Origin of the sequence: Bacillus sp. BS98 (genome assembly GCF_008432245.1) — a bacterium.
Taxonomy (GTDB): domain Bacteria; phylum Bacillota; class Bacilli; order Bacillales; family Bacillaceae_G; genus Bacillus_A; species Bacillus_A toyonensis.
The window spans coordinates 1,056,814-1,076,598 of record NZ_CP043830.1 but is presented as its reverse complement, the minus strand read 5'-3'; the positions used below and the strand labels follow the sequence as shown (position 1 = coordinate 1,076,598).

20 protein-coding genes and 2 pseudogenes are annotated in these 19,785 nt (G+C 35.5%); 6 read left to right on the top strand and 16 right to left on the bottom strand.

Annotated elements, in window-relative coordinates; all coding sequences use genetic code 11:
• Positions 1-80 precede the first annotated feature (80 nt).
• The gene (locus F0362_RS05630; RefSeq protein WP_000432649.1) at positions 81-446 is read left to right on the top strand and encodes a hypothetical protein; all 366 of its coding nucleotides are present in this window, start codon (positions 81-83) and stop codon (positions 444-446) included.
• Positions 447-674: 228 nt separating this feature from the next.
• Here the strand turns inward: F0362_RS05630 and F0362_RS05625 are convergent, their stop codons facing one another.
• From F0362_RS05625 to F0362_RS05605, 5 genes are all read right to left on the bottom strand, one after another.
• Positions 675-926: a hypothetical protein gene (locus tag F0362_RS05625; RefSeq protein WP_000435466.1), complete on the bottom strand. Its 252-nt coding sequence runs from the start codon at positions 924-926 to the stop codon at positions 675-677.
• Between the two features lie 111 nt (positions 927-1,037).
• Positions 1,038-2,570: a fatty acid--CoA ligase family protein gene (locus tag F0362_RS05620; protein ID WP_001055206.1), complete on the bottom strand. Its 1,533-nt coding sequence runs from the start codon at positions 2,568-2,570 to the stop codon at positions 1,038-1,040.
• Between the two features lie 164 nt (positions 2,571-2,734).
• Positions 2,735-3,160, bottom strand: a complete 426-nt coding sequence (locus F0362_RS05615) for a hypothetical protein (RefSeq protein ID WP_000822232.1) — start codon at positions 3,158-3,160, stop codon at positions 2,735-2,737.
• Between the two features lie 176 nt (positions 3,161-3,336).
• Positions 3,337-4,326 (bottom strand): lipoate--protein ligase, encoded by a 990-nt coding sequence (locus F0362_RS05610; protein WP_000897263.1) that lies wholly within the window; start codon positions 4,324-4,326, stop codon positions 3,337-3,339.
• Between the two features lie 9 nt (positions 4,327-4,335).
• Positions 4,336-5,070 (bottom strand): MBL fold metallo-hydrolase, encoded by a 735-nt coding sequence (locus F0362_RS05605; protein WP_000784684.1) that lies wholly within the window; start codon positions 5,068-5,070, stop codon positions 4,336-4,338.
• Between the two features lie 202 nt (positions 5,071-5,272).
• On the opposite strand from F0362_RS05605, the gene yhfH reads away from it, so the two are divergent.
• On the top strand, positions 5,273-5,401 hold the full coding sequence (gene yhfH, locus F0362_RS05600) for a protein YhfH (protein ID WP_000567010.1): 129 nt from the start codon (positions 5,273-5,275) through the stop codon (positions 5,399-5,401).
• A 40-nt stretch (positions 5,402-5,441) separates the two neighbouring features.
• Here the strand turns inward: yhfH and F0362_RS05595 are convergent, their stop codons facing one another.
• Positions 5,442-6,455, bottom strand: coding sequence for a LacI family DNA-binding transcriptional regulator (locus tag F0362_RS05595; RefSeq protein ID WP_000103728.1), 1,014 nt, complete (start codon positions 6,453-6,455; stop codon positions 5,442-5,444).
• A 196-nt stretch (positions 6,456-6,651) separates the two neighbouring features.
• On the opposite strand from F0362_RS05595, the gene F0362_RS05590 reads away from it, so the two are divergent.
• Both F0362_RS05590 and F0362_RS05585 read left to right on the top strand, forming a co-directional pair.
• Positions 6,652-7,593 carry a helix-turn-helix transcriptional regulator gene (locus F0362_RS05590; RefSeq protein ID WP_001082252.1) on the top strand — a complete coding sequence of 314 codons (942 nt, stop codon included), beginning with the start codon at positions 6,652-6,654 and terminating at the stop codon, positions 7,591-7,593.
• 92 nt (positions 7,594-7,685) lie between these two features.
• Positions 7,686-8,186, top strand: a complete 501-nt coding sequence (locus tag F0362_RS05585; RefSeq protein WP_000787586.1) for a DinB family protein — start codon at positions 7,686-7,688, stop codon at positions 8,184-8,186.
• Between the two features lie 19 nt (positions 8,187-8,205).
• Here the strand turns inward: F0362_RS05585 and F0362_RS05580 are convergent.
• From F0362_RS05580 to F0362_RS05560, 5 genes and pseudogenes are all read right to left on the bottom strand, one after another.
• Positions 8,206-8,292: pseudogene (locus F0362_RS05580) on the bottom strand (YIP1 family protein); the annotation flags it as partial.
• A 108-nt stretch (positions 8,293-8,400) separates the two neighbouring features.
• Positions 8,401-9,576: a cell wall-binding repeat-containing protein gene (locus tag F0362_RS05575; RefSeq protein WP_000755824.1), complete on the bottom strand. Its 1,176-nt coding sequence runs from the start codon at positions 9,574-9,576 to the stop codon at positions 8,401-8,403.
• 362 nt (positions 9,577-9,938) lie between these two features.
• On the bottom strand, positions 9,939-10,028 hold the full coding sequence (locus F0362_RS05570; RefSeq protein WP_000505668.1) for a YjcZ family sporulation protein: 90 nt from the start codon (positions 10,026-10,028) through the stop codon (positions 9,939-9,941).
• 51 nt (positions 10,029-10,079) lie between these two features.
• Positions 10,080-10,377: pseudogene (locus tag F0362_RS05565) on the bottom strand (DUF2087 domain-containing protein).
• Positions 10,378-10,413: 36 nt separating this feature from the next.
• Positions 10,414-10,629 (bottom strand): hypothetical protein, encoded by a 216-nt coding sequence (locus tag F0362_RS05560; protein WP_000977615.1) that lies wholly within the window; start codon positions 10,627-10,629, stop codon positions 10,414-10,416.
• 46 nt (positions 10,630-10,675) lie between these two features.
• On the opposite strand from F0362_RS05560, the gene F0362_RS30825 reads away from it, so the two are divergent.
• Positions 10,676-11,056: a hypothetical protein gene (locus F0362_RS30825; protein WP_253265938.1), complete on the top strand. Its 381-nt coding sequence runs from the start codon at positions 10,676-10,678 to the stop codon at positions 11,054-11,056.
• A 152-nt stretch (positions 11,057-11,208) separates the two neighbouring features.
• Here the strand turns inward: F0362_RS30825 and F0362_RS05550 are convergent, their stop codons facing one another.
• Together F0362_RS05550 and F0362_RS05545 are read right to left on the bottom strand one after the other, a co-directional pair.
• The gene (locus F0362_RS05550) at positions 11,209-14,250 is read right to left on the bottom strand and encodes a YhgE/Pip domain-containing protein (protein WP_016090914.1); all 3,042 of its coding nucleotides are present in this window, start codon (positions 14,248-14,250) and stop codon (positions 11,209-11,211) included.
• A gap of 215 nt (positions 14,251-14,465) precedes the next feature.
• The gene (locus tag F0362_RS05545) at positions 14,466-15,038 is read right to left on the bottom strand and encodes a TetR/AcrR family transcriptional regulator (protein ID WP_000963370.1); all 573 of its coding nucleotides are present in this window, start codon (positions 15,036-15,038) and stop codon (positions 14,466-14,468) included.
• Between the two features lie 326 nt (positions 15,039-15,364).
• Between F0362_RS05545 and F0362_RS05540 the strand changes: the two genes are divergently transcribed.
• Entirely contained in the window at positions 15,365-16,210 is an 846-nt protein-coding gene (locus F0362_RS05540) for a hypothetical protein (RefSeq protein ID WP_000984181.1), read from the top strand.
• A 47-nt stretch (positions 16,211-16,257) separates the two neighbouring features.
• Here the strand turns inward: F0362_RS05540 and F0362_RS05535 are convergent, their stop codons facing one another.
• From F0362_RS05535 to F0362_RS05525, 3 genes are all read right to left on the bottom strand, one after another.
• Positions 16,258-16,557 (bottom strand): hypothetical protein, encoded by a 300-nt coding sequence (locus F0362_RS05535; RefSeq protein WP_001198066.1) that lies wholly within the window; start codon positions 16,555-16,557, stop codon positions 16,258-16,260.
• A 364-nt stretch (positions 16,558-16,921) separates the two neighbouring features.
• Complete coding sequence (locus F0362_RS05530) at positions 16,922-17,224, bottom strand: hypothetical protein (RefSeq protein WP_000226526.1); 303 nt, start codon at positions 17,222-17,224, stop codon at positions 16,922-16,924.
• 142 nt (positions 17,225-17,366) lie between these two features.
• Positions 17,367-19,733: a DUF6359 domain-containing protein gene (locus tag F0362_RS05525; protein WP_033657321.1), complete on the bottom strand. Its 2,367-nt coding sequence runs from the start codon at positions 19,731-19,733 to the stop codon at positions 17,367-17,369.
• Positions 19,734-19,785 lie beyond the last annotated feature (52 nt).

Below are 19,785 nucleotides of genomic sequence, written 5' to 3'. Positions count from 1 at the left end.
TGCGAGTAAGTTTCTGTCCTTAACGATTTTATCACGTATTAAACAAAATCATTTAAAAACGAAGAAAGGATGGTACTAACATGGAAAACGTATCAGATTTACATAAAGAGGAATCAATAAAATCCTTACAGTCAACAATCCGTAAACTCGAAAGTGCCTTGTCACAAATGACTCAGAAAGGCTCAAATACTACGTTAGTAAAGAAACGCCTCCAGGCAGCTTGTATCGGCTTAGCAATGCTAGATAGTGTTTGGAATCAAAAACCTCATCATTACAACCAGGAAGATTTAGCAGAAGCTCGCAATGTTCTTATCGGTTTGCTTCCATCAATTGAAAAAATTTACGTTAAGTCAAAGGTTGGTAGTCCTCAAAGAACTCTTTTAGAAAGAAGGATTAAATCTTTGGAACTTGCTATTCAAGCGATTAATAACACTTCTAATGAGTAACTTTTCCAACTAAAAAGTGGCAGGTGCTTTCATTCATTAAGAACAAAACAACTGTAAAGAGCCTTACTACAAACGTGTAGCAAGGCTTTTATTTCGAGCTTTATTATTTATAAGTACAATTATAAGCAGATTAATTTATCGTCTTAAACCCATTGTACTCATCCTTTTATTAATAATAATTATCAATAAATATCAAAAATAATAAACACCCCATCAAATGATGAATGTTTATTTATTACACAAATATGCTTTACGATCATTTTTAAATAATAAATAGTGCGCTGTATGAACTTTCCTCTCCAAATAATCAATTGAATACGTACCAGATGGATCTACTAAATCACCAATTGCTCCTGAAAGCTGGTCAATTACTTTCTGCAGTGTTTCTAAGTTTTTCTTCTCATTTTCAGCGTTCATTTCATCCATAATGTCACAAATAAGATATTGCACTCGCCGCAAACGTAATTCCTTCTGCTCCATGTATATCTCCTCCCTACTAGTCATATTACGGTTTAAATATATGGCGTCATAGCTTAACCAATGCAAAAAAATAGAGGCAACCAACTTCATAAAGCTGGTTGCCCCCCATTCTTACACTTGCATCGCTTTTTCTCTCAAAGCTCTTCTTAACAACTTACCCGTCGTATTCTTCGGCAATTCTGTTAAAAACTCTATGCTCATTGGCACTTTATATTTTGCTAAATGTAACGTGCAATAATGCATCAGCTCTTCTTCTGTTACGTTCGTTTGTTTCAGAACGACGAAAGCACGCACTGCTTCTCCTAAGTTTTCGTCTGGTACACCAATTACGACAACTTCAGCTACTGATTCGTGCGTATATAGTACCTCCTCTACTTCACGAGGGTAGACGTTATAACCACCAACTAGGACGATATCTTTTTTACGATCAACGATATAGAAGTAACCTTCTTCATCCATTTTCGCTAAGTCTCCTGTATATAGCCAGCCATCTTTTAATGTCGCAGCTGTATCTTCTGGTGCATTATAGTAACCCTTCATAACATTAGGTCCACGAACAATTAATTCACCGACTGCGCCGACTGGTACGTCTTCCCCAAGTTCATTCACAATTTTATTTTCTACATGCCAAATATTTGTGCCGATTGACCCTGGTTTACGCGGGCGATCTAACGGATTGAAACAAGTAACTGGTGATGCTTCTGATAAACCGTATCCTTCTGAAACAATTACGTCAAAACGTTTTTCAAAGTTTTGCAGAAGAGCAACAGGCATTGACGCACCACCTGAAATACAAAGGCGAAGCGTCTTCACATCTTCTGCGCTTGCTTCTTCAAATAAATATAAATAATTGTACATCGTCGGTACGCCAGCAAAAATCGTTGGTTCATACGTACGACAAATACGGAACACTTCTTTCGGACTAAATTTCGGTAACATTAAAATCGTTGCCCCGTTCACAATCGGTGCATTTACCGCAACTGTTAAACAGAATACATGGAACATAGGCAGTGCCGCAACGACGCGATCATCGGCCGTATATTGTAAATACGACGCCACATCGCTTGCGTTACTATATAAATTTTTATTTGTTAACATAGCACCTTTTGGTTTTCCAGTTGTGCCTGAAGTGTAGAGGATAACCGCTACATCTTCTTCATCTAGTTCCGGACCTTCGTAAGTCGCATCTCCAGTTCCTATAAAACTAGTAAACGTTTTCATTTTTTCGGTTTCTATATGATTAAAATCTGATGAGGTTTCGCATATGATGATGTTCTCTAGTGAAGGAAGTCTTGTTGTAAGAGATTGTATAACAGGTAGAAGGACGTCGAGTACGATGATTGTTTTTACATCTCCATTTTGTAAAATATAATGCATTTCGTCTGCTGTATAAATTGGATTAACTGGTATAACAGTTGCCCCAGCTTTCATTGTTCCGTATAAACCGACTAAAAAATGTGGTGAATTCCCAACAACTAATGCGACATTGTCCCCTTTTCCAATGCCCATTTCTGCTAAATTGCTAGAAAACCTTGTGACCATTTTGTTTAATTGGTCATACGAGACCGACTGATCCATAAAAACATAAGCCGGTTTATCCCCCTTCTGTTTTGCCGTTTCAGCCAAAGATTGAACGAGATTCACACAAACCCCACCTTTATAAAATTTAGAATATTTAAAAATTCTAAATTAATTATATTAAAAGAAAATTAAAGTGGCAAGTAATATCCTATTAACTGCATATACACGGCGTACTTCCTATTGAATAACTTTGGAAAAATATAGTGATTTCACTTACCAGCAAATTATTAAACGAGGACAGAAATCATTTTAGGATAATATGCACCTATCTTTTCTCTAAGCTTTTCAAGTTCTTCTTTATTTAAACTTGTATGCTCTCCATACAAGTTTATCGCGTCCGCTCCATTTTCATGAAAGTACACTGTAACATATACTGTCGGTAACCCTGTATCGTTTTCATCTATAGACAAGACAACATCTGGTATTTTACCAACAGTACTAAACATTTCATTTCTTTTCCATTTCTTACTTTGAAACATAGTTTGTATATCATCTATCTTTCGTTTGTTATCCGTATGCGTATAATATATAACATTATCCTTCGCTGGTTTTCCAATAGATAAAGTTGTACGACTTGAGGAGGTTTCATCGTTACACGCTGTCATCCCGATGAGGAAGCTGAGCAATAATACAACGCACATTATTCTTTTCATTTTGATCCACCTCCTTTTATTATGTATATTCCTTTATAAGGGGCAGATGACTCGTGAGTGGTGTTTTGAGGAAGATATTTGTGATAAGTGAAATTATATTAGCCGCAACTCAAAACCAAAAGTGACAATCCACACAAAAAGAAAGAGGCTGCCCTTTATGACAGCCTCCCCCATTTTTAGAAGAATAAATGTAAGAAATCTTCTGTTGTAATATTACCAAAGTAGCGTGCGATATCTACGCCTTCTAAAGCTGCAGTGAATGCATCTTTATCGAACTGTACGCCTGTTAAGCGTTCTTCAATGTCATGAACATCTAGTGATCCGAAGAAGTCACCGTAAATTTTACATTCTGTTACTGTTCCTTTTTTCACTTCAAGACGAACGTCAACTTGTCCAACTGGGAAGCGGTGTGAATGTTGTAAGTTGAACTTCGGAGATTTTCCGTAGTTCCAATCCCAATTTTGGTAGCGCTCTTCAGAAAGTTTATGTATTTCTTTCCAATCCGCTTCTGTTAATTCGTACGTTGGAATTTCTGTTTCACCTTCGAAAATGGTTTCTAGAAGAAGTTGTCTAAACTCTTCTGTCGTCATTTTTTCGTTTAAGAACTCTGTAATATTCGCAACGCGGCTACGGATTGATTTAATTCCTTTTGATTGAATCTTATCCATTTTTACTTTTAATGCCGATACGACGTGATCGATTTCAGAGTCAAATAGTAACGTACCGTGACTGAACATACGACCTTTCGTTGAGAACTGCGCGTTACCTGAAATTTTTCTACCTTCAGCTAAAATGTCGTTACGACCACTTAGTTCTGCATTTACGCCTAATTTACCAAGCGCTTTCGTTACAGGCTCTGTGAATTTTTTGAAGTTGCTGAAACTGTCTCCATCATCTTTCGTAATAAAGCTGAAGTTTAAGTTTCCTAAATCATGATATACCGCGCCCCCGCCTGATAGACGACGAACGACATGAATACCTTTTTCTTTTACGTAATCTGCATTAATTTCTTCTACTGTGTTTTGGTTTTTACCAATGATAATGGAAGGTTCGTTAATGTAGAACAGTAAATATGTTTCGTTAATATCTAAATTCTTCACACAATATTCTTCAATCGCTAAGTTTATTCTAGGATCTGTAATCCCTTTATTATCAATAAATAACATCGTATCACCTCATGAATTCCATACGTAGCCACTATGAGCTAACGTAATATGGCCACTGAAAATTTGTTTTGCTTCTGTTACTAAATCAGATGGGTTTCCTATATGCGGTAAGTGCGTTAATAAAAGTTCTTTTACATTCGCATCTTTCGCAATACTTGCCACTTCTGTACTATTCATATGCCCTGCTTTTGCAGCCTCTTGATGTGCATACATATTACACTCACAAATGAAAAGATCAGCATCTTTTGTGAATGGAATAAATTCAGGAATATAACTGGAATCTGCGCTATATACTACAGCGTTACTACCAGCTGTAATACGCATCGCAAAGCATGTAACAGGATGAACAGTTTTTAAGAATGAAATAGAAAAAGGTCCAACTTGAAGTGTTTCTTCTGGGTTGTACGCGATTCCTTTCGTATGCGGTGCATGCGTTAAAGAATGGAATCCATTCTCGTCAAACGTATGACCGTATATTGGCAATTCCGGTAGTTGTCCCTTTGTCGCACTTGTAATTAATCTCGCATATTGCAATACCCCAATGTCTGCAACATGATCGTGGTGGTAATGCGAAAGTACAACTGCATCTATATGAGATGGTGTTATATATTTTTGAAGCTGTGCTAGTACACCACTACCACAGTCTACAAGTAAACGAAAACCATCGTGTTCAAACAAATACCCCGACGTTGCTTCTCCCGCTTCTGGAAAGCCGCCCCAAAAGCCGACAACAGTCATTTTCATATGTATCCATCCTTTCTAAAACCGAGTAGGAATGCAGTTTTTCTCCGTACTTGAGAAAGTTTTTTACTTACATCCTACATTGTTAACTATAATCCATTTCCTAAACTTTTTCATTAATTTTCAATTTGTTATAAAACAGTTGTTGACTTTTATTTTTTGTACTAATACAATGATAGTAAGAAATGGAAATGGAGGAATTGACATGATTGATCAACCAATGGAGTTTTTCAGAAATTTACCGACGAAAACTTGTGCGCACTGCGGGAAAGAAATTGATGAGCAGCACGAAGCATACCATAACAAATGTGATGACTGCGTTCACGAAGAGTAGTAGTTTGTGAACAGAAAAAAAACCTAGCAGACATAGTCTACTAGGCTAATAACATCGTATCCTTCATCGTTGAACCTTTCACCAAGAGCTCCAGTTCAAACTCATACAATTCTTTTTTACGATAATTTTTCGTATGGATTTTATCCATCATCAGGTCGACAACTTTTCGAGCCATTTCATCAATTGGCTGTTCAATTGTCGTAATACCTGGCTCAGTAATCTGCGATAAAATTTGATTATCAAAACCGATAACAGCGAGATCCTCTGGAATACTCCAGTTATGGCGCTTCGCCTCTGAGATAATTCCAGCTGCAACCTCGTCGCCTCCTGCCAAAATCGCGGTAGGATTTTTTTTGTCCTTTAATACTTCATGGAATATTCGCTTCCCATCATCCCAAGAGAAAGCGTTTTCAAGAAAATCAATCGCTTCTACTTGGCGGCTCTTCTCAGTTATTGCACGTAAAAAGCCCATTTTCCGCTGTTGGCTAACAACTTTGGTTTCGTTACCACGGCAAAAAATAAGATTACGATATCCTTGTTCTAATACATGATTGGCAGCTATATATGCTCCTTGTGCATGATCAAATTTCACTGTTGGAACATTTGCTTCCTCAATATATTCATTACATAACACGATTGGACCGTGCTGTAAGTACGGCTCTACATCTTCCCATGGATTTTCTAGTGAACATAGAATAATCCCATCTACTTGTTTCGTAGATAATAATTGTAAATACTCCATCTCTTTTTCTGGTAAATATCTTGTTTGACAAATAATCAGTTTATATTTATGCTCAGAAGCAGCAATCTCGATTGCTTCAATAAATCTACTAAAAAAAGGATTTGTAATCCTTGGAACAAGCACCGCAATTGTTTCTGTTTTTTGTTTACGAAGCCTTCTCGCCGCAGAATTAGGAACGAAGCCTAAATGCTTCATTGCTAATTGAACCCTTTTTTTCTTCTCATCTGAAACATATGGATGATTATTGATCACCCTAGAAACCGTTGTCCTTGATAACCCCGCTAATTTCGCCACGTCCTCGATAGTCGACACGAAATTCTCCCCCTTTGCATGAAAACGTTTTCTTATCCTGATTATATAGTATATTATTGGAAACTGCAATATAGGTTGTTATGATTTTACTATATTAATATTATACATAGGAAAAAGTCTGTTAATAGTAGGGGAAAATGTATTACTTTTAGAATTTTACAGTGATCATATTTATAAAAATAAAGGATGATATTTCATGAATCGAACGGATCGTTTATTAGCAATATTAATTGAATTACAAAGAAAACAAACTGTTACAGCACAAAGTTTAGCTGGAAAATTTGAGACAAGTATAAGAACTATTTATCGAGATATGGATGCACTTAGTGAATCTGGTGTCCCAATTTTTGCAATGCCCGGCCACGGCTACTCATTAATGGATGGATATTTCTTACCACCCATTCAGCTTACCCCTGAAGAGGCTGTTACCCTTTTATTAGGCGGTGATTATATCGAGAAAACTTTCACTTCTTCTTTTTCTGCACATGCACAATCGGCAAAAGAGAAACTTGAGGTTATCCTCCCTACTGATCAAAAAAAGAAAGTTGAGGGGTTACGAGGTACTTTCCGTTTCCTTTCTCCTATATTTTCAAACCAGCAAGCCGAGCAAGAAAAACTAGAGAACCAACTTTTCTTGCTACAAGAAGCAATTCAAAACGAGCAAGCTATCTCTTTTTCTTATCGTAAGCCAAGAGAAACCACAAAAATAGAGCGGACTGTTCATCCTTACGGTTTAGTCAATATTTCAGGAATTTGGTACATCGTTGCTCATTGCTTACTTCGGAAACAAATACGTAATTTTCGTTTAGACCGTATGGATACATTACAGCAAAAACAAGAATTTTTTACAAAACCGAAAGACTTTTCTTTACAAGACTATCAACCTGAAAACAATCGTATTGTTACGATTCATTTATTGTTTCCATCTCATATTGCACATAAAATTATTGAATCCCGATACTTTTTTATAGATTCATACGAGCATAAAGATAATGGTTTCCATGTCTTTTTGAAATCAAGAAACATAGACGAAGTGTTTCAATGGGTATTGAGCTGGGGAAGCCAAGTGCAAGTACTTGAGCCAAAAATTCTTTCTGAGAAAATCCGTGATGAAGCAAAAAAAATGTTAAAACTTTAATTTTTATATTTCACTACTGACATAATGTTGTCAGCATTACTTCTTTATAGTAGGTAGTAACAAATACATTTTCATAAAAAGGAGTTAGTGATATGAAGAATTTTGAAGAGTTAGCAACGTACTACATAGGGGAATTAGAAAAGTACTCTATAGAACAATTTAGGATGAAGCCTTCTAGTGAGGAATGGTCTCTCGGTCAAATGTATAATCATCTAATTGCTTCCACATACATGCAATTAGATGCAATCACAAAATGTAAAGGCGAAACACCATCAGTAACTAACAAAAAAACGGATATGGGTGAAAAAGTATATAAACTTGGTGCTTTCCCAGACATACAAATCAAAGTACCAAATCATCCTGGATATACGCCAGAAAATCCAATTAACAAAGAAGAAGTACAAGAGCGTTTTCTGAAATTAATTACAGTTGTTAAAGACATTGAACCAACAATTACTTCTATTCGAAGTGCTTGTAAAGTCGAACACCCTGGGCTTGGTTACTTAAATGCGGCAGAATGGTTTCAGCTCATTTCTATGCATTTTGCACATCATCTTCGTCAGAAAGAAAGATTGGAAACAAAAGTTTTATAATTCTACTTCCCACATATCCTTACAGTTTAGATATTTCCTGCATAAATCCAGCAATGCTCGCTAATAAACTAGTGAAAACGAAAAGTGCAAGAATAAGAGGAATAAGTAATAACTAACTGTAAAGATGAAAAAAACACCTTCACAGGTGTTTTTTTCATCATAGAAATATCTTAAAATAGATATCTATTGTCATTTATTCAATTAAAAATCTTTGTTACATCATAACGCCATCATTTTTGAATGAATACCATTTTCCATTAATGAAATGTTTGCCCACTGCCATTGCACCATTGGATTGTAAATAGTACCATTTTCCATCTTTTTGTAACCAATTTGTTTTCATCGTTCCATCTTCATTCAAGTAGTACCATGTGCCATTCACTTGTACCCAACCAGTTGTCATTGGGCCATCATAAAAGTAATACCACTTGCCATTGTAGTTTAACCAACCTTCATGATTCGCTCCACTTTTCTCATCAAAGTAATACCAGTCACCATCCACTATTTTCCATCCAGTCACCATAGATCCATCTGGATTAAAATACCATGAAGTGCCGCCTTCAGCTAGTTTCCCTGTACGCATAGCACCACTGTCATCGAAAAAGTAGCGCTTTCCTCCTTCATCTAACCAACAGTCTTTCCATCCATTTTCTGAACTTTTCATCGTGCCATTTGAGTTCAGATAATACCATTTTCCATTTTCTTTTACCCAGCCTGTTTTCATTGTGCCGTCTGTATTCATGTAGTACCATTTTCCATTATCTTGTACCCAACCTGTTTGCATCTTACCACCTACAAAATAATACCAGCTTCCGTTATAGCTTAGCCAGTCATTATAACTAAGCCCCTTATCGTTAAAATAGTACCACTTATTATCAATTGAAGTCCAACCTATTGCCATTGATCCATCTTCGAGAAAATAATTGCCTGTATGATATTCCCCAATCCAAGCTTTCGTAAACATCTGCCCATTATCTGGATTTAAAAAATAAGTTTTCCCATTATATTCAAGCAATCCGTAATGTAGCTTTCCACCTTGATGTACATAATACCACTTTCCACCATACTGAATCCAACCTTCATTGGCATACATTGTACCGTCTGCTCCCAGTAAGTAACCCTCATATTGATATACAATATGACCTGTTTGCATTTTTCCATTACCATCAAAATAATACCATTTTCCACCATCTTGTAACCAGCCTGTTTTCTTCATACCTTTTTGGTCATAGAAATACCATGTATCCCCTACTTTTACCCAACCACTTTGCTGAATTGTCTGCTCTGCTTTTGCAGTAGTCTGTTTCACATTATCTTGTTTTTCAGCATGTGATACTGCCGGAACTATAACCATAGCAGACATTAAAACTGGTAAAATAACTTTCTTCATTTTCCATATCCCCCAAATAATGAATAATTTTTGTTTTTATTTCCACAAACAGTATTATATTACGCTATTTAGATATAATCAATAGTTTTTGTAATATAATCGTAATATTTTTAAATGAAAAGAAACAAAAGTATAGTTAAAGTCATTAAATTCACTTATACGTTACAATATAGGTAATATTACACATCTATCAACTTAAAATATTACTTTTTCTAAAACGAAAAGGATGAGCCGAATTTTCAGTACTAACTGTAAAAACGTGAATTTTTCATTATGGAGTGATCTATTTTCTTAGGTTGATGAGTATTTGGCAAGCCCCCATAAATAAATGTTTTTGTGGGATTACGTCTTTTCCATAGTTTTTAGCAAAAGCAAGCAGCTCCAACGATGATTAATAAAATAAACAATATAACTAATAAAGCAAATTCACCGCAACTACCACCAAAGCCCATAATATTTCCTTCTTTAGATAAGAGAGGCAAACTAGGAATTACTCATTACATTTATAACTCCTCCCACTTCGTCCAAACTTCTCTCCCATTTATATGGTACATATTATCCTCTCGATCCATAAACCCATGCACGATAAATTCTCTTCTAATCGTACAAAAATCATCATGATATTGTTTTATGAACACATTTATTTCTTTCTCTGTATATTGATTTTCAACGTTTAACTTGCTAATCAAATGTTCTAATAACACTAACTTTTTCGATAAAGAGAATCGATTTTAAACGATTCTCTTTATCGAAAAAGTTACGAATGTTCGTATCCCTAAATTTCATTTCGCTTTCGTTCATTTTGTTATCCTCCATCAGCTTTTAAATAGTGAAACTTTACTGTTTTTCTTTACCTTTTTTCTTTATTCTTTCACTTAAAAAATCAATAAAGTAATATCCACTAATTAAAATGTAATACGTTACAATCATTCCCAATATATCCTTCATGCTCGTATGTTCTTTTTTGTGAAATAAAATCGGATATAGTGTATAAACCAAGAAGGTGATTAGTGGATATATTATAAAATAGAAGCGAGATTTTTGTTTCATCATATCAACTCCCCTATTCTAGTTTTCTCTGTAAATTGCTGTAAGTCCTTTGCTTTCGTTTAGACTGCAATTAGAAGTTAAAGATTATCCTTGTTCCAAAGAAAATACGGATGAACTGCAACTACAGCAAGATGTACAAGCCATTGAAGAATTGAAAAACCTTCTTAAAAAACCTGAATTAACGGAAGAAAAAAGAGCTCAATATTTATTTTCAATTATCACTTTAACTCCTTATGCACAATTGCATGAAATACTTCCCCTCTTGGACGAATCGGATATGTGGATACAAGAGAGAGCGGCTGAAATTCTAGGTTTCCATAGATATGTGCCAGCTAGCGAAAAACTAAATTGGGTTAAAGAGCACGGACAACATAACGGGAAAATGGCAGCTGAATTAGCATTAAAAAGAAAAAGAATAAAAATGGAATGAAAGAACGAAAAGAAAAATGCTCTAGTAACAAAAATCTTTATGAACAGATCCAATAAAAAGAGCCTGTATCGATAATCACTGAGTAATTATTGATACAGGCTTTTCATTCCAATGTTTCGTTATTATAAATATTTACCTACAAGGTGCTTTTTTTAAACTTCAATCGATTGATTTTCAACAACATTTCTAAATTGTCGTTTGTGCATCCAAGTTAAGGAAGCGATTGTTCCAAGTGATAATACGACGATAAAGATCATGAGTATTCCTATGTTTTGCCACATGAAGTTAAAGTCTCCGCTTGATACGACTGCTTTCAATCCTGATACAGAGTATGTCATCGGTAACCACGTATTAAATGGTTGTAAAAACTTCGGAATCAATTCTAGTGGGAATGTTCCAGCACTTGTTGTAAGCTGAATAATTAATGTGATGATGGCAATAAATCGCCCTGCATCACCGAATGCTGTTACTAAACATTGAATTAATGCGATAAACGCTAAACTTGTAACGATGCTAAAGAGTATGAAGTATGGAATGCTTTGCACTTCTACACCTAATCCGAACAGTAATATGACATCTGCTACTATCGCTTGAATAATACCGACTGATAGTAGTACGCCGAACTTACTAATAAACCAGCTAAATCCTGATTTTGGAACTCCTACTGTATCGCGTAATGGGTATACGATAGATAATAGTAATGCCCCAACGAATAAACCGAGTGATAAGAAATACGGTGTAAATCCAGTTCCGTAGTTTGGAACTTCCGCTAGTTTCTCTGTCTTTACTTTTACAGGGTTTGCAAACATATCAAATGTTTTATTCGTCCCTTTCACTTCACCAGTTTTCTCTGCCCCTTCACCAAGTTTCTCAGCAAGTTCACCTGAACCATCGTTTACTTTGACGAGGCCATCTGTTACTTTTCCTGATCCATCTGCTAGTTTATTTACGCCGTCGATTAGCTGTGTTGAGCCAGTTGACATTTTATTTAGGCCGCCATTTAGAGTGCCTAATCCAGTTGTTACTTGACTTGAACCGTCCGCTAATTGCGTTATGCCACCTGTCATTTGGTTGGCTCCTACAGATAATGTACCTAAACCACCCGTTACTTGGCTTGAGCCATCTGCTAATTTGGATACTCCTACTGATAATGTATCTAAACCGCCTGTTACTTGGCTTGAGCCATCCGCTAATTTTGTTACTCCTACTGATAATGTACCTAAACCACCTGTTATTTTGCTTGAGCCATCTGCTAATTTGGATACTCCTACTGATAATGTATCTAAACCACCTGTTACTTGGCTTGAGCCATCCGCTAATTGATTTATTCCACCTGCCATTTGATTTGCTCTTTCAGATAATGTACCTAAACCGTCTGTTACTTGACCTGAGCCATCTGCTAATTGATTTATTCCATCAATAAATTGGCCGGATTCGTTTTTAAATTTATTTGCGCCTTCTTTTGCTACATTTAAATTCCTTCCAAATCCTTGGAACTTTTCAACAAACCCCTTTTGTGCACTAGCTAATTCATCAATACCACTCGTTAAAGTTTGCAATCCTGCTGTATTCGGTAGTTTGTTTTGTGCATCGCTTGTTCTTTGATCTATTTCACCTTTTAATTGTTTTACTTCTTCATTTAATTTATTTGTTCCACCTGCTACTCCGGCAGCTTTTTGCTGAACTGTCACTGTACTTTTTACAGCAGTTGTTATGAATGGTTGTAACTGCTCTTGATATTCTTTCGGTAAACTTTCAATTTGCTTTTGTAAATTCGCTACATCTTGCGCTGCATTTTTTGCATCTCCTGCTGTTGATTGCGTAAGTTCATTTAATTGATTTACATTTGCCCCAGCTCCATCTATTTTTTCTTTTACTGTATTCAATATAGAAGGGTCTTTCGACTGCATTTCCTCTAAACCGGCAGCAGAACTTTTCACTTTACTATTCAAATCTTGCAAACCCTTTTCAATTTTTTGAGAAGTTTCTTCTAGTTTGCTTTGTCCCCCAACCAGCTGTTCCATACCATTTGATAAATCAGTTGTTCCTGTTTTAAATTCACCAGATTTACTTACTAATTTGTTCAAGCCATCCGTCACTTTCTCAGATCCATCACGTAATTCGCCAATTCCTTTTTGCATTTCACCCGTTTTGCTATTTAACGTATTTAAACCGTCCGTTACTTTTCCGGAGCCATCTACTAATTTCCCTACACCTGCTTTGCTATTTAGTGCATGTAAACCATCTGTTACTTTTCCGGAGCCATCTACTAATTTTCCGATACCAGTATTGCTATTCAATACATGTAAACCACCTGTTACTTTTCCGGAGCCATCTACTAATTTTCCGATACCAGTATTGCTATTTAATACATGTAAACCATCTGTTACTTTTCCTGACCCGTCTACTAATTTCCCTATACCTACCTGCATTTCACCTGTTTTGCTATTTAGCGTATTTAAACCGTTTGTTACTTTTCCTGACCCATCTACTAATTTATTTGATCCATCTGCTAATTTCTGAACTCCATCCTTCATCTCCCCAGACTTCCCTTGAAGTGTATGAAGGCCATCCGTCACTTTACTTGAACCATCATGCAGCTCACTTGATCCGTCATGTAGTTTATTTGCCCCTTCCGCCCCATCTGCTAATCCTTTTGAGACGTCTTGAATGGAATCAAACATTTTCTCTGCATATGTTTTCGTTAACGTACTTGCTACTTCACCTTTAATTTTTTCAATGGCTGTTCCACCAATTTGTGAAGATAAGAAGTTTAAGCTTTCGTTTGGAATGTATTCTAAGTTTAATGGTTTCGGATCATCTTTTAATAACGTTGTAGCGTTACTTGAGAAGTCATCAGGAATGCGTACTAACATGTAATATTTTCTGCCTTCCATTCCTTTTTTCGCTTCTTTTTCACTTACAAATTCCCATTTAAAACTTGTGTTATCTTTTAAATTATCAACGAGCCCTTTTCCGACCTCAATTGGTTTTCCATCAAATACTGCACCTTTATCTAAATTGACTACCGCAACTGGTAAATCATCTAACTGTTTATACGGATCCCAAAAGGCCCATAAAAACATACCTGCATATAAAATTGGTACGAATAATACCGCGATAATTGGAATTAATATTTTTTTACTTTTTATAATTTCAGTAAACTCTTTACGAAGTAACTGATTCCATTTCATCACTTCTCCCCCTTTATCAAAATGACTAAAATGTTCATTTAGTCATTTTCACCCAAACAAAAAGGCTATACTTATTCATACATATGCCTTATCCCCGAATTTATACTATGCAACTGTTCCTTACTATGAAGTGAATATTTATATTATCCCTCCTAAAATAAATATATGACTACTTTGTTCAATTGGTCATTTTTTATAATAATAAAAGGATTATCTTAGTTTGACAATCCTTTTAATAAATAAAGTTCAAATAATTCTGCAATTTTTTCTTTTTCTAGCGGTTCATGATTTTTTTCCCAATCAAAAATGAGCGATACGTATAGGCGAAGCATAATAAATGCTGTAATTTCTGGGTCACATTTGCTAATTTCACCTTTTTCAATCGCAATCTTTAAATACGATTGAATGACAGAAACGATTTCCACATCTACTTGTTGCATCACTTCTTGTACTTCTTTCGTTCCCATATCGCGCTCTTCTTGAATTAACTTAATCATGAGCTGATGTTCTTTTCTAAATTCTAAGATGCTATATAATGCTTTATGTACATTTTCAAAAAATGAAACATCTGAACGAATTGCGTTTTCTGCAACTTGCTTCATTTCTGTAATTAAATTAGAAATAATTTCGCCAAATAGCTCTTCTTTATTTTTGAAAAAAGTATAAATCGTTCCTTTTCCTACATTCGCTAATTTCGCTACTTGATCCATCGTTGTTGCTTTATAACCGAACGCTGAAAAAGACTTTGTTGCAGCTTCAATAATAGAACGTTTTCGATCTATCGCCACATCGTCACCTCCAAAAATGACCAATTGGATAATATAGTCAATCAGTACATCTTTGATATTACCACACGCTTACATTCTATACAAGTTCTCTTTTTTATTATTTCCAGTATAAAAAAATTCCAGTCCATTCATATAATACTGTCATAGTGTATCAGATGGAAAGAGAAAAAGAAAAGGTGTTCTTAAGATGTATAGATAAACCTTACTTAACAACAACAAAATCCCTCTTTTTCAAATAATCAAATAAAAAAACAAGAAAATCTTTACAATTAATAGTAATATAGAAAATAGACAAGTTTATCAAAATAGTGGAGGCTTTTTCAGTCATGATGCGTGCGCTTCGTTTAAGTATAAAGCAAGCTTTTTGTAATCGTGTTTCTTTAATTATTATGTTTAGTGGATTAGCTCTTATCTCTATCTATCATTATTATTATGTAATTCGTTATATTGGAGACGGAACGGATGCGTTTGTAACAACGGCTTTTAAATGGATTGGATTTCGCGACAATGAAATGGATGTTTATTTATTATTAATGCCAGTTATTGCAAGTCTTCCCTTTAGTACAAGTTACAACTCAGATAAATCAGATGGTTTTAAGACATTTATAAGTAAAGAAATTTCGTTACTTCCTTATTCAGTAACGAAATATATCGTTACATTTTTTTGCGGAGGACTTCTTTATACGTTTCCATTTATCTTATCATTATTATTTTGCAAATTAACCATTCCAAACGGAGCACCCGCAGCGGGTTCAGGTATTATAAATGACAACGGGATGTTCGCAAACTTATATTACGGCTCCCCCATCACTTATATTATTGTATATATCGGAATTAATTTTTTATTTGCAGGGTTAATGGCTCTTTTAGGACTTGCTGCATCTGCATGGTCACAAAAGGACTATATGGCGATTCTGTTTCCATTTGCAGTTACCTCCATTCCTTACGTCCTGCTCAATACAATATTCCCTACAATAGGCGGAGCACCTATTCATTTATATGATCCAAAGCAACCGTTACAGGGCATGTCATCGTATATATTAACGATACAATGTGCCTTCTTCTTCTTCTTCAGCCTATGCATGTATATAAAAGGCGTACAGCGTGATAGAAAAAGGTACAAAAGAAGATTGCAAAGAAGGGATCGGTGTAGAAAAGCGTTTCAAGCATAAAAACCTAATTTCCTCATGTCTTCTTGGAAATTAGGTTTTTTATTCATTTACGGCGTACCAGCCAATCCCCATAAAATAACAATAGCTACAAAATAAATCGATTTAATAGCTACTACTAAACATAATAAAATAATTGCATATTTACTCAATTCTCTTCTTGCACCTATTAAAGTAAAAATCACTGCCAAGCTAAATGTTATATATGACGTTGTTGTATTTATTAAGTTATACGTAATATCTAAATTTTGCGTAAATCCTGTTACCTCAGCTATAAACTGAAGCATGGCAATACTACTAAAAAAGATTGCGATTTGATTCATTAATTTTCCATTTAATTGTACCTGCATCGTTGCCCCCCTTTTATAAACCTGAATATTCAATTAATTTTACCATGAATTTTACAAAAAAGAGTTTCTATATATAATCTTTTGCAATTAGTTACACTCTATTTTCCAAATAAAATGACCACCGCTACGGTTTGCTTAAGAAACCCTAAAATTCCCCACAGAAATCAAGCTCTAAATAGCTAGATGCCCACCTCAAAATTCAGTGAATACAAGGAGTCAGGTGGGAAATCAACTGCTCGTAAAAGCCCGATTGGTGAAGACTAATAATCGGAATAAAAGTGCACCTCCAATTGTTAGACCGTGTCTAACAATTGGAGGTGCACTTCATAATAATAGGTTTTTCTATAAAAAAACGAACAATACTTTACGGTGTCCCTGCCAACATCCATAAAACCACAATAACAACTATATAAATTATTTGTATTCCTATCGCCGAACATAAAGAAATAATTGCATATTTACTTAATTCCTTTTTCATACCCAATATAGTAAAAATCACAGCTAAACCAAATGCTGTATAAGTGATGCTCTGTCTTATTGTACCTAAATAATGAATACCTAGTGATTGCGTAAGACCTGTTACATCAGCTACAAACTGAATCAATATAAAAACACTCAAAAAAATCGCTAGTTGATTCATTAATTTCCCATTTAGTTGGGCTACCATATATCTACACCTCCCTTTCTACAAAACAGAATATTCTATTAATTATATCGTCAGATTACAAAAAAAGGAATCTCCTCTTTGTAATTAAATGACGATGCAAAAACAAAAAAAGAACGCTTAGTTACCTAAGCGTTCTCTCACTTTAAGAAGCTTTCTTCAAATCAATTTGAGCAAGTACTGGGTCGTGGTCGCTTACACGTCCATGCTCTTTCATAATGTTTGAGTTTAAGTGTACTGGGTCTACAACTGTGTGCGGTGCGATGTTGTTCGTTACTAAAATATGATCTAACACTTGTGCATTCCCTTCATGAATGTACGTGTAACGATTCTCTTTCGGCACAGTGTTTAGCATATCTTTTAAGATTGTTCCCTCTAATGCTTTTAGTGGTTTCGAGAACTCAAAATCGTTCATATCACCTAATACAACAACAGGTGCATTTGCATTCTTTTTCTGAATACCTTGTACGAAATAATTTACTTCTTGCGCTAATTGAATTCGTTTTTCTTCACTCTTTAATACGAGCGGCTGCACTTTTCCAAATGGCGTTGCATCTCCTAGTTTTGAGTTTAAGTGATTTGCAACGACAACAACGTTTTGTCCTTGGAATGTAAATTCTGCTGCTAACGGTTTTCGTGTACTATCAAATAATGCATTTTCGTCTCCAATACGAACTACATTTTTATCAAGTAACTTCGGTACTGTTGCTAATTTCACACGTGATGGGTTATAGAAGAAACCGACGCGAATGTTAGCTCCAGGCGCTCCCCCGTCTTGATTGTTGCTTGGCGCAATTTCTACATACTCATACTTCGGTCCGCGAATTTCTAGAACTGCATCAATGATACGTTTTGCGCTTAATGAAGCATCTGTTGTCCCATCATTAATTGATCCATTATTATCTTGCATTTCCTCTACACCGATAATATCTGGCATTTTTAAATTGTATTTAATAGAATACGCTAACTCTTTTACTTTTTCGTCCGTCGTTTCTTTTTTATTTGCTGAGAAGTTTTCAATGTTATATGTAGCAACTGTTAATTTATCAAGACGTGGCTGAATATTTGCCCCTACTCGCTTAAACCCACCGTCCACTACAGATGGTAATTCCGTCACTGGCGAAATACGGAACGAACCGTAATCATATCCTACTACCCCTGTTATATCTCCTGTGAAAGTATCTCCTACTTTTGCTACATAATCACGAGGTACTTTTACAGAAAGACGCTCTGGGTTTAATTGATTTTCATCTAAAAGAGGTGTACCATATTTCGTTACTACTTTATCCCCGCTATTTTTTACTGTTACATATAAATTTCCGTTTTTCTGAGGTGCAATAATTTTTGGTGTTGGCATCGTAACGCGCATACCTTCTATACTTTCATAAAAGTCGATTGCATCTTCATTTGGATCAAATAAACCGAATGCATCATTATCGATAATTTGATCAGGAATTTTCACACCGTTTTCTCCGAGTACAATGGGTGCTGGTAAAGGTTGATCTTTTGCGATTACAGCAACGCGACTCGCCTTAATTTCCGTCGTTGTTAAGTCTGTTTCAAACCTTTCTGCATATCCAGGCCCAACATATTCTTCTACTTCTCCATCAACTTGAATAAGGTCTCCAACTGCTACATTTGCATCTTTTTTGTATACGTACATACCTTCTGAAGTAGCTGGATCATTATCCGGCTGATTGTCTTCTATATAAAAACCATTTTTATCAAGCGCTGTTACAACGCCTTCCACATTGTATACGTTCTTCCCTTTGTAAGGAGAAATATGTGATTTCCCTTGAATATCATGAATACGAACTGGTTCATTATTTACAATAATAAATGAAAATGTAGAAATCGCCGAAGAAGTAAGTCCTTCTTTCTCTGCGATTGCTTTCACTACACTATTTTCATTCACTACAATTTGTCCGTTATAGCGAACACTTTTATTTGTAGGATTAGAACCATCTAACGTATAGTAAATTGTTGCTCCTTCTGTATTCGTTGTTAATGTTACCGCTGTTCCTTTCGCAACTTCCCCGCCCCCAGGTGAAGCCACTACATCGCTAACACGGTTTTGTTCTTCCCCTTGAAACTTATGAGCTGTTACTGATTTTAAACCCGGACTACTAAAATATAATTCAAGCGTCCCTGTTAAGCTAACTTTCTTCCCAATATTTTCAGGATGATCTTTCACATTCACTGCCGATCTCACATCGCCTTTTGGCAACTGAACAGGCATGATTTTATCTGGATTTGTTTCGTTTGGTGAATCGGCAATTGCCACATTTGTGTCGTCAAACTTAGCCGGATCCTTCGTGTACTTAGAAGGACTTTGCGTATATCCGACAATATATCCTTCCACTATCCCCTTCGTTTTCCCTTGCTGCTTGAATACTTGAATTGCTTTTTCTACCGACATAGAAGTAGTTTCTTCTGCTTGTGCTAAAGTTCCAGTAAATGATAGTAATAGTAATAATGATAAAAAGACACTTAACAATTTCTTCACAGCTATTTTCCTCTCCCTATTTCATATTTTCTCAGCATATCTATCATAACAAATGATT

Bases quoted from the DNA above. Each gene is read 5' to 3' on its own strand.
- F0362_RS05630 (WP_000432649.1), top strand. From the start codon at position 81: ATGGAAAACGTATCAGATTTACATAAAGAGGAATCAATAAAATCCTTA.
- F0362_RS05625 (WP_000435466.1), bottom strand. From the start codon at position 926: ATGGAGCAGAAGGAATTACGTTTGCGGCGAGTGCAATATCTTATTTGT.
- F0362_RS05615 (WP_000822232.1), bottom strand. From the start codon at position 3,160: ATGAAAAGAATAATGTGCGTTGTATTATTGCTCAGCTTCCTCATCGGG.
- F0362_RS05610 (WP_000897263.1), bottom strand. From the start codon at position 4,326: ATGTTATTTATTGATAATAAAGGGATTACAGATCCTAGAATAAACTTA.
- F0362_RS05605 (WP_000784684.1), bottom strand. From the start codon at position 5,070: ATGAAAATGACTGTTGTCGGCTTTTGGGGCGGCTTTCCAGAAGCGGGA.
- yhfH (WP_000567010.1), top strand. From the start codon at position 5,273: ATGATTGATCAACCAATGGAGTTTTTCAGAAATTTACCGACGAAAACT.
- F0362_RS05590 (WP_001082252.1), top strand. From the start codon at position 6,652: ATGAATCGAACGGATCGTTTATTAGCAATATTAATTGAATTACAAAGA.
- F0362_RS05585 (WP_000787586.1), top strand. From the start codon at position 7,686: ATGAAGAATTTTGAAGAGTTAGCAACGTACTACATAGGGGAATTAGAA.
- F0362_RS05575 (WP_000755824.1), bottom strand. From the start codon at position 9,576: ATGAAGAAAGTTATTTTACCAGTTTTAATGTCTGCTATGGTTATAGTT.
- F0362_RS05570 (WP_000505668.1), bottom strand. From the start codon at position 10,028: ATGGGCTTTGGTGGTAGTTGCGGTGAATTTGCTTTATTAGTTATATTG.
- F0362_RS05560 (WP_000977615.1), bottom strand. From the start codon at position 10,629: ATGATGAAACAAAAATCTCGCTTCTATTTTATAATATATCCACTAATC.
- F0362_RS05550 (WP_016090914.1), bottom strand. From the start codon at position 14,250: ATGAAATGGAATCAGTTACTTCGTAAAGAGTTTACTGAAATTATAAAA.
- F0362_RS05540 (WP_000984181.1), top strand. From the start codon at position 15,365: ATGATGCGTGCGCTTCGTTTAAGTATAAAGCAAGCTTTTTGTAATCGT.
- F0362_RS05535 (WP_001198066.1), bottom strand. From the start codon at position 16,557: ATGCAGGTACAATTAAATGGAAAATTAATGAATCAAATCGCAATCTTT.
- F0362_RS05530 (WP_000226526.1), bottom strand. From the start codon at position 17,224: ATGGTAGCCCAACTAAATGGGAAATTAATGAATCAACTAGCGATTTTT.